Raw genomic sequence first — 6,505 nt, forward strand, 5'->3', positions numbered from 1 at the left:
CGGTCGCGGCTTGTGACCGAAGGAAATCCAGTAGGACGCCGCTCCTACCCTCGCGAAAGTACGCCGCATCGATGAGCGACACCGGCGTTATCGCCTCTGCGTGTCCCTTGGTCGCGGCTCACGCCGCTCCTACAAAGGGTGGCAAGTACGTCGCGAGACCGAAGTGCCGCGGTCGCGACTCGCGTCGCTCCTACCCAAGAGCAGAGCACCCATCTAGCCGCAGCCATGCAGGAGCAGAGTTCAGCCGGCAACGGCCAACCGCTGTGCACCCGCAGCACGCGCCGCCGCGGTAGCCGCAAGCAACTGCCCAGCCAACTCCCGCGCCGCGCTGCGCAACTCCGGCACTGCGGTGATTTCCCACAGCTGCGCCCGCAGCAAGGGCCCGATGGCGTACAGACCGCGCACCGCGCCGCCCTTGGCATCGAGCACTTCAAACCGATCCGATACCTTCAGCCCCAACCCCAGCGGATCGGCCGCGACCAGACCCGATTCGCGCAGATGCGCGACCAGCGGATGGGTGGTGCGTTCGACGTCGGTATCGAGCCCGGTGGCGCGGATCAGCACGTCGTAGCGCTCGCTGTGCAGGGCAGTGCCGCCGCGTTCGCGGATCAGGGTCTCGACCGCATCGTCGCCGCGCCGCGCGCGCAGCAAGCGGCCGGCACGTACTTGCAGCTGACCGCTTTCGCGCAGGGCCTGCAGTTGTTCGGCCAGTTGCGGCGCGATGCGGTGGCGCACGACTTCCCAGTACGAACGCAGGTGACGCAGGAAACTCGCGCGTTGCGGCAGCGGCACCACGCGCCAGAAGCCCTGCAGGTGCGGACGCAGCGCGTCGACCAGGCTGCGCCAATCGTCGACCACCGGCGCCAGGGTGCGCAGGGCGCGCAAGACCTCGCGAGGGCTATGCGTGTGCAGCGCTTGCAGCACTGCCGGCGGCAAGGCGATCGGCGGCGGCGGGTAGTCACCATGCGCACGCGGCAGCAGGCCGTGCCGCGACAGGGCCACGATGGGGCCGCGATGGCCGCGACGTTGCAGAGTCGTCGTCACATCGGCCATGGTCAGGCCGGTGCCGACGATCAGCAATCGCGCATCCGGGGCGATCGCGTCGATCGCGCCGTCCTGCCACGGCCAGTTCAGATAACTGGGATGGATCGCCAGGCGCGGCCCGACCCCGGCCAAGGCTTGCGGCGGCAAGGCGCCGACCGCGAGCACGACGCGATCGCTGAGGAAATCGCTGCCATCGGCGAGGTGCACGCGAAAACCGGCCGAGGCGCGTTCGACCGCGATCGCTTCCTGGCGGATCTGGTTGAATGCCGCGGTGCTGCCGGCAACGGCGGTCTGCAGCTGCGCATGCAGGTATTCGCCGTAGGCCAGTCGCGGTAGATAACTGACCCGCGCACGGTCGCTGAGGTTGAGCCAGTCGGCGAAGGCGCCGGGTTGATCGGGCGTCGCACCGAGCTCGCTGGCGCGCACGTTGAGCAGATGTTCGGGCCGCGCTTCGCCGTAGGCCACGCCGCGGCTGTAACTGTCGGCTACGCCGATCAGGCACAGCTCCACGCCGGGCCCCGCCTGCCGCGCCAATTCGCTGGCGAGCGCACTGCCGCTGAAACCCGCTCCGACGATCGTGATCCGCATGAGGTGCTCCTGTCGCGAGACGATACCGAGGAGCTTCCGTTCTAGTGGATCGCCCGCGCCGATGCGTAAAACGCGGGTTACCGTTGCGTAAAGACGCGCGAACCATGTGGAACGTCGTCATGACGATCGGGTATGAGTGCGGACATCGAACTGCAATGGGGTTCGCAGCTTGGGTTCGATGGTTTCGCTTGTCTAACGTTGGGAGAAGTGAAGTCGAACCCTGCAGTCGTCGTTCCCGCGTAGACGGCTCCGCGCTACTTCGGCGGAGCCGAATACCCGGGGCTTTTATCGAGGCATGACGCTGAAGTCTCTGGGTCGCCGCCTTCCGCGGGGATGGCGACTGAAAGAGCCGTGGGAATACCTACCTACCGTCGTTCCCGCGTAGACGGGCTCTGCTTTACTTCGGCGGAGCCGAGTACCCCGGACTTCGCCGAAGCATGATTCTGAAGCCTCTGGATCACCGCCTTCGCGGTGATGACGGCGGAAGGGAACGCGGGAAGACCTAGCTTCCGTCGTTCCCGCCAAATCGGGCTCCCCTCACTTCGCCTCGGCGAGCACCTTCGCCTTGCCGTACGGCTGGCCGCCCAACTTGCCGTGCTTGATCCAGTCCAGCTGCATGGCGAAATAGCCTTCGGCGACGCGGGTGTGCTGGCGTTCGCCCTTGGCGTCGACTTCGAAATCGAGGATGCCGTGATCGGCCTGCGGAAACAGCATGCTGGTGATCGGACGGCCTTCGCCGGCCAATCCGATCAGGCGTTTCTGGGTTTCGTCGGACGGCGCTTCGACGTCGGAACCGCCCAGGATCCACAGCTCCGGCACGGGCAGGCTGCGCAGCACCGGCATCGGGTCGTAGTCCCAGCTCACGTCGACGTCTTGCTTGGCCAACTCGGCCAACACTTCGGCGCGGGTGTGGTTGATCACCAGCCCGGTGTACTCGCCCTTGAGCGCCTTCCACCACGGCTGCGCGGCGTACTTGGCGCGCACCGCATCGAGTTCCTTCCAGCCTCGCTGGCCGTCGCTGGAGGCGATCAGGCCGGTCGCATCCGACACTTCGCGCGCCTTGGCCAGGGTCTGGGCATCGCCGAAGCCGGCGGCGCGCAGGTCCATCGCGACTTGGTCGCGGTCTTCGGCCAGCACGCCGTCGGCGAGGCCGAAGCCGACCACGACGAACTCGGCCTGCGGTTCCTTGCTCGCCGCCAGCGGCGCGACCCAACCGCCCTGGCTGCCGCCCTGGAAGCCGGTGCGGCCGGCGCGCGGCCCGGCCAGACGCTTGGCTTCGCGCAACGCCGCGGCGGCGTCGTCGGAGAGTTGGTAGAAGTTCTGGTTGTACTTGCCGGTGGAACCGCCGGTGCCGCGCTTGTCGTAGACGAACACGCCGACGCCGTTGGCCGGGAACAGGTTCTGCAGGTGATACATGTCGACGCCGGAGTAGTTCTCCGAGCCGTGCACCAGCACCACCAGCGGCACCGGGCCTTCGCCGGGCGGCAACACCAGGCGGCCGCGCAGGTCGACGCCGTTGCCCTTGAAGCGGGTTTCGGTGACGTCGAATTTCAGCTTGCGTCCGTCATGGCCGGCGTAACGGATGCGGCCGTCGGCGCAATCGCCGAACGACACCGCCACACCGTCGGCCTGATCGGTCCAGCCGCGCGTGCTGGTCCAGGCGCCGTCCTTGTACACCAGCTTGCCGGTGCTGCCGTCGAGCAGACGCCAGCGCAACACGCCGGCGGCGCTGGTGCGGGCGACATCGACCACGCGATCGTCGTCGAGCCGATAGGCGCCGGTGTGGCATTGCGCCTGCGCCGCGGCCGGGTCGGGCGCTTTGGCCGCGGGTTCGGCGGCGAGGGCGCTACCACTCGCCAACAGCGCGATCGGCAGGACGTGGCGGTACAGGACGGATCGGTTCATGAGCGTTGCCGTTTCGGTGAAGAGTGATGGTGAGATGCGCCGTTCGCTCTTTCGGTTGCAGGTCCCTCGGCGGCATTCGGCTCAACCGTCGACACTTTCTTTTTGCCGCGTGCTGTGATCGCCTCGCCCGCACTGCGATCCGGGCCACGGCGATGGCAAAACCTCATGCGATGCCGCGCGTCGCGTTCGTCGCGACCGCCGCCGCGGCCGGCTTCCAGCTCCGGTCGAACCAGACCTTGGCGCCGACTGCGACCACCAAGGGGCCGAACCAGGCCGCGTAGTGCAGGGCGACGCCGTCGATCGCCGGCAGCAGGCGCGGCAGGCCGATGCCGAGAAAGGCGACGTGGGTGGCGATGCCGTTGCCGAGCATCGCGGTGTAGTGCTCGATCAGCCACCAGCGCGGACGTTGCGCCAGACGGTCGCGACGCCAGCGTTTGTGCAGCAGGTCGGCGCCGATGAACAAGCCGATGCTGGAGAAGCCGCTCAACAGCGGCGCGCCGACCTTGAGGCCGAGTGCCAGGATCGCCGCACCCGACAGCAGCGACAGCGCGGCCAGGGCGACATAGACCGGGCCGGTGTAGCGCACGACGTCGCGCTTGTCGCGGATCGCCCGCCAACTAGTCCACACGCCGGTGGCGGTGATCACCAGCAGATAGCCCAGGAAGGCCGCGGTGATCGGCTGGCCGCCCTGCCACTTGTGCCAGGCCATCGGCACGCCGGTGACGAGGATGCCGGTCATCGCGATCAGGAAGACCTGGCCGGCGCGCCGATGCAACGGGCTGCCCTTGCGGGCCAGGCCCGCGGTCCAGAAGCCGATCAGCGCCAGGCAGCCGATCGCGATGTGCAGGTATTTGATCCATTCGTAGGCCGATGCCATGGCGGTGTCTCCTCGCGTCCGGCGCGGTTACCGGGTGAAGCCATGGTGGTCGCGGGCGGTCGCGGCGGCAGGGCCCAGGAGTCAGGACTTCACCCTGCCGGAAGTCACTTTCTGCGCCGCGGCCATTGCCACTGCGCACGCCCACGCGCAGCATCCCGGCATGCCTGCCGCCCTGCGCGTGATCTTCCAAGCCATCAACCTGCCCGCCGTGCTGACCTGGCTGGCGGTGGCCCTGTCGCTGCGCCACGACGGCACCCGCGACCAAGTCGCACAGTGGGCGGCAATGGTCGGCTTCCTGCTGAGCTTTCTCGCCAGCGACCTGATCCCGTCCTCGCGCCCGCGCCGGAAGCTGGCGCTGTTCGCGGTCGAGACGCTGTGCGCGCTGGCGGTGTGCTGGCTCGCGCCCAAGGGCGGCACCTCGCCGGCCTTGCTGGTGGTGCTGATCGCCCACCTCGCCCTGGTCTATCCGCCGCGGCCGGTGTTGACCGTGGCGCTGCTGTTGAACCTGGCGCTGTACCTGATCATGCGCAATGCCGGGCACAGCGCGCCGCTGGTGGTGACCCTGATCTTCGCCGGCTTCCAGGGCTTCGCGGCGATGGTCGCCCATTACGCACGCAGCGCCGAACACACCCGCGACCAGCTCGCCCTGGTCAATGCCGACCTGCTCGCCACGCGGGCCTTGCTGGCCGACAGCGCGCGCGACGCCGAACGCCTGCGGGTGGCGCGCGAACTGCACGACGTCGCCGGCCACAAGCTCACCGCGATGATGTTGAACCTGCGCGCGCTCGCCGCCGAGCCCGACCTCGGCCAACGCTATGAAGTGCAGCTGGCGCAGCAACTGGCCGGCGAATTGCTCGGCGACATCCGCAACGTAGTCCAGGCGCTGCGCGACTCGCGCGGCCTCGACCTCGCCACCGCCCTGCGCGCCCTCGCCGCACCGATGCCGAGGCCGGCACTGGAGTTGGACATCGACGAGCGCATCCACCTGACCGACCCCGCCCTTGCCGAGACCTTGCTGCGGCTGGTCCAGGAAGCGCTGACCAACAGCGCGCGCCACGCCGATGCCGAACGCGTGTGGGTCTCGATCCAGCGCGACAGCGAGCACTTGCAGGTGCGCGTGGAAGACGACGGCCGGGTGCGCGGCACGCTGCGCGAAGGCAACGGCCTGGCCGGCATGCGCGAGCGCATCGTCGCCGCCGGCGGCAGCCTGAGCTTCGCCCGCAACGAGCGCGGCGCGATGCGCATCGACGCGAGGCTGCCGGGATGAGCGAACCCCTGCGCATCGCCCTTGCCGACGACCAGATGCTGGTGCGCGCCGGCTTGCGTGCCCTGCTCGAACGCCTGGGCCTGAGCATCGCCTTCGAGGCCGACGACGGCCAGGCCCTGCTCGACCGCCTCGCCGAGACCCCGGTCGACGTGATCCTCAGCGACATCCGCATGCCCGGCCTCGACGGCATCGACGCCCTGCTGCGCCTGCGCGCACGCGGCGACCGCACCCCGGTCCTGTTGCTGACCACCTTCGACGACAGCGAGCTGCTGCTGCGCGCCACCGAGGCCGGCGCGCAGGGCTTCCTGCTCAAGGACGCGGCCCCGGAAGACCTGCGCGATGCGATCGTGCGGGTCGCTGCCGGCGAAGTCCTGCTGCAACCGGTCAGCACCGAACCGGTGCGCGCGCGTTACCGCTACCACGCCGACGATGCCCCGCGCGCCTTATTCACCGAGCGCGAGGTGTCGGTATTGCGACTGATGGCCGGCGGCTACTCCAACAAGGAAATCGCCCGCGCCATGTTCCTGGCCGAGGGCACGGTGAAGAACTACGTCTCGGTGATCCTGGACAAACTCGACACCCGCGACCGCACCCGCGCCGTGCTGAAGGCGATCACGCTGCGGGTGATTTAGGGCCGGGATTAGGGATTGGGGAGTCGGGATTCGTAAAGCGGATTGCGGCGTTGCCTTGAAGAGGGCGGTGCGAGCCGCGACCGCCTGCGTTCGATTGCTATGGTCAGTGGCGATGGGCACCTGAGTTTCAGCGACGATTGCCGTTGCCGTTGCCGTTGCCGTTGCCGTTGCCGTTGCCGTTGCCGTTGCCGT

The 6,505-nt window shown here is 68.6% G+C and carries 5 protein-coding genes; 2 read left to right on the forward strand and 3 right to left on the reverse strand.

The genetic code is table 11. The features are described from left to right. Positions 1 to 240 precede the first annotated feature (240 nt). From EX88_RS0122165 to EX88_RS0122175, 3 genes are all read right to left on the reverse strand, one after another. Entirely contained in the window at positions 241 to 1,632 is a 1,392-nt protein-coding gene (locus tag EX88_RS0122165) for an FAD/NAD(P)-binding protein (RefSeq protein WP_031374164.1), read from the reverse strand. Positions 1,633 to 2,169: 537 nt separating this feature from the next. Continuing rightward, a complete protein-coding gene (locus EX88_RS24090) occupies positions 2,170 to 3,537 on the reverse strand; it encodes an alpha/beta hydrolase (protein WP_036149820.1) in 1,368 nt (455 codons plus the stop codon). Between the two features lie 163 nt (positions 3,538 to 3,700). After that, positions 3,701 to 4,414 (reverse strand): hypothetical protein, encoded by a 714-nt coding sequence (locus tag EX88_RS0122175; RefSeq protein ID WP_031374166.1) that lies wholly within the window; start codon positions 4,412 to 4,414, stop codon positions 3,701 to 3,703. Positions 4,415 to 4,574: 160 nt separating this feature from the next. Between EX88_RS0122175 and EX88_RS0122180 the strand changes: the two genes are divergently transcribed. Both EX88_RS0122180 and EX88_RS0122185 read left to right on the forward strand, forming a co-directional pair. Further along, positions 4,575 to 5,681 carry a sensor histidine kinase gene (locus EX88_RS0122180; RefSeq protein WP_036149821.1) on the forward strand — a complete coding sequence of 369 codons (1,107 nt, stop codon included), beginning with the start codon at positions 4,575 to 4,577 and terminating at the stop codon, positions 5,679 to 5,681. Continuing rightward, positions 5,678 to 6,313 (forward strand): response regulator, encoded by a 636-nt coding sequence (locus EX88_RS0122185; RefSeq protein WP_031374168.1) that lies wholly within the window; start codon positions 5,678 to 5,680, stop codon positions 6,311 to 6,313. The genes EX88_RS0122180 and EX88_RS0122185 overlap by 4 nt, the downstream gene beginning before the upstream one ends. Positions 6,314 to 6,505: the final 192 nt, after the last annotated feature.

Source organism: Lysobacter antibioticus (genome assembly GCF_000731095.1).
Classification (GTDB): domain Bacteria; phylum Pseudomonadota; class Gammaproteobacteria; order Xanthomonadales; family Xanthomonadaceae; genus Lysobacter; species Lysobacter antibioticus_B.

Bases quoted from the DNA above. Each gene is read 5' to 3' on its own strand.
- EX88_RS0122185 (WP_031374168.1), top strand. From the start codon at position 5,678: ATGAGCGAACCCCTGCGCATCGCCCTTGCCGACGACCAGATGCTGGTG.
- EX88_RS0122180 (WP_036149821.1), top strand. From the start codon at position 4,575: ATGCCTGCCGCCCTGCGCGTGATCTTCCAAGCCATCAACCTGCCCGCC.
- EX88_RS0122165 (WP_031374164.1), bottom strand. From the start codon at position 1,632: ATGCGGATCACGATCGTCGGAGCGGGTTTCAGCGGCAGTGCGCTCGCC.
- EX88_RS0122175 (WP_031374166.1), bottom strand. From the start codon at position 4,414: ATGGCATCGGCCTACGAATGGATCAAATACCTGCACATCGCGATCGGC.
- EX88_RS24090 (WP_036149820.1), bottom strand. From the start codon at position 3,537: ATGAACCGATCCGTCCTGTACCGCCACGTCCTGCCGATCGCGCTGTTG.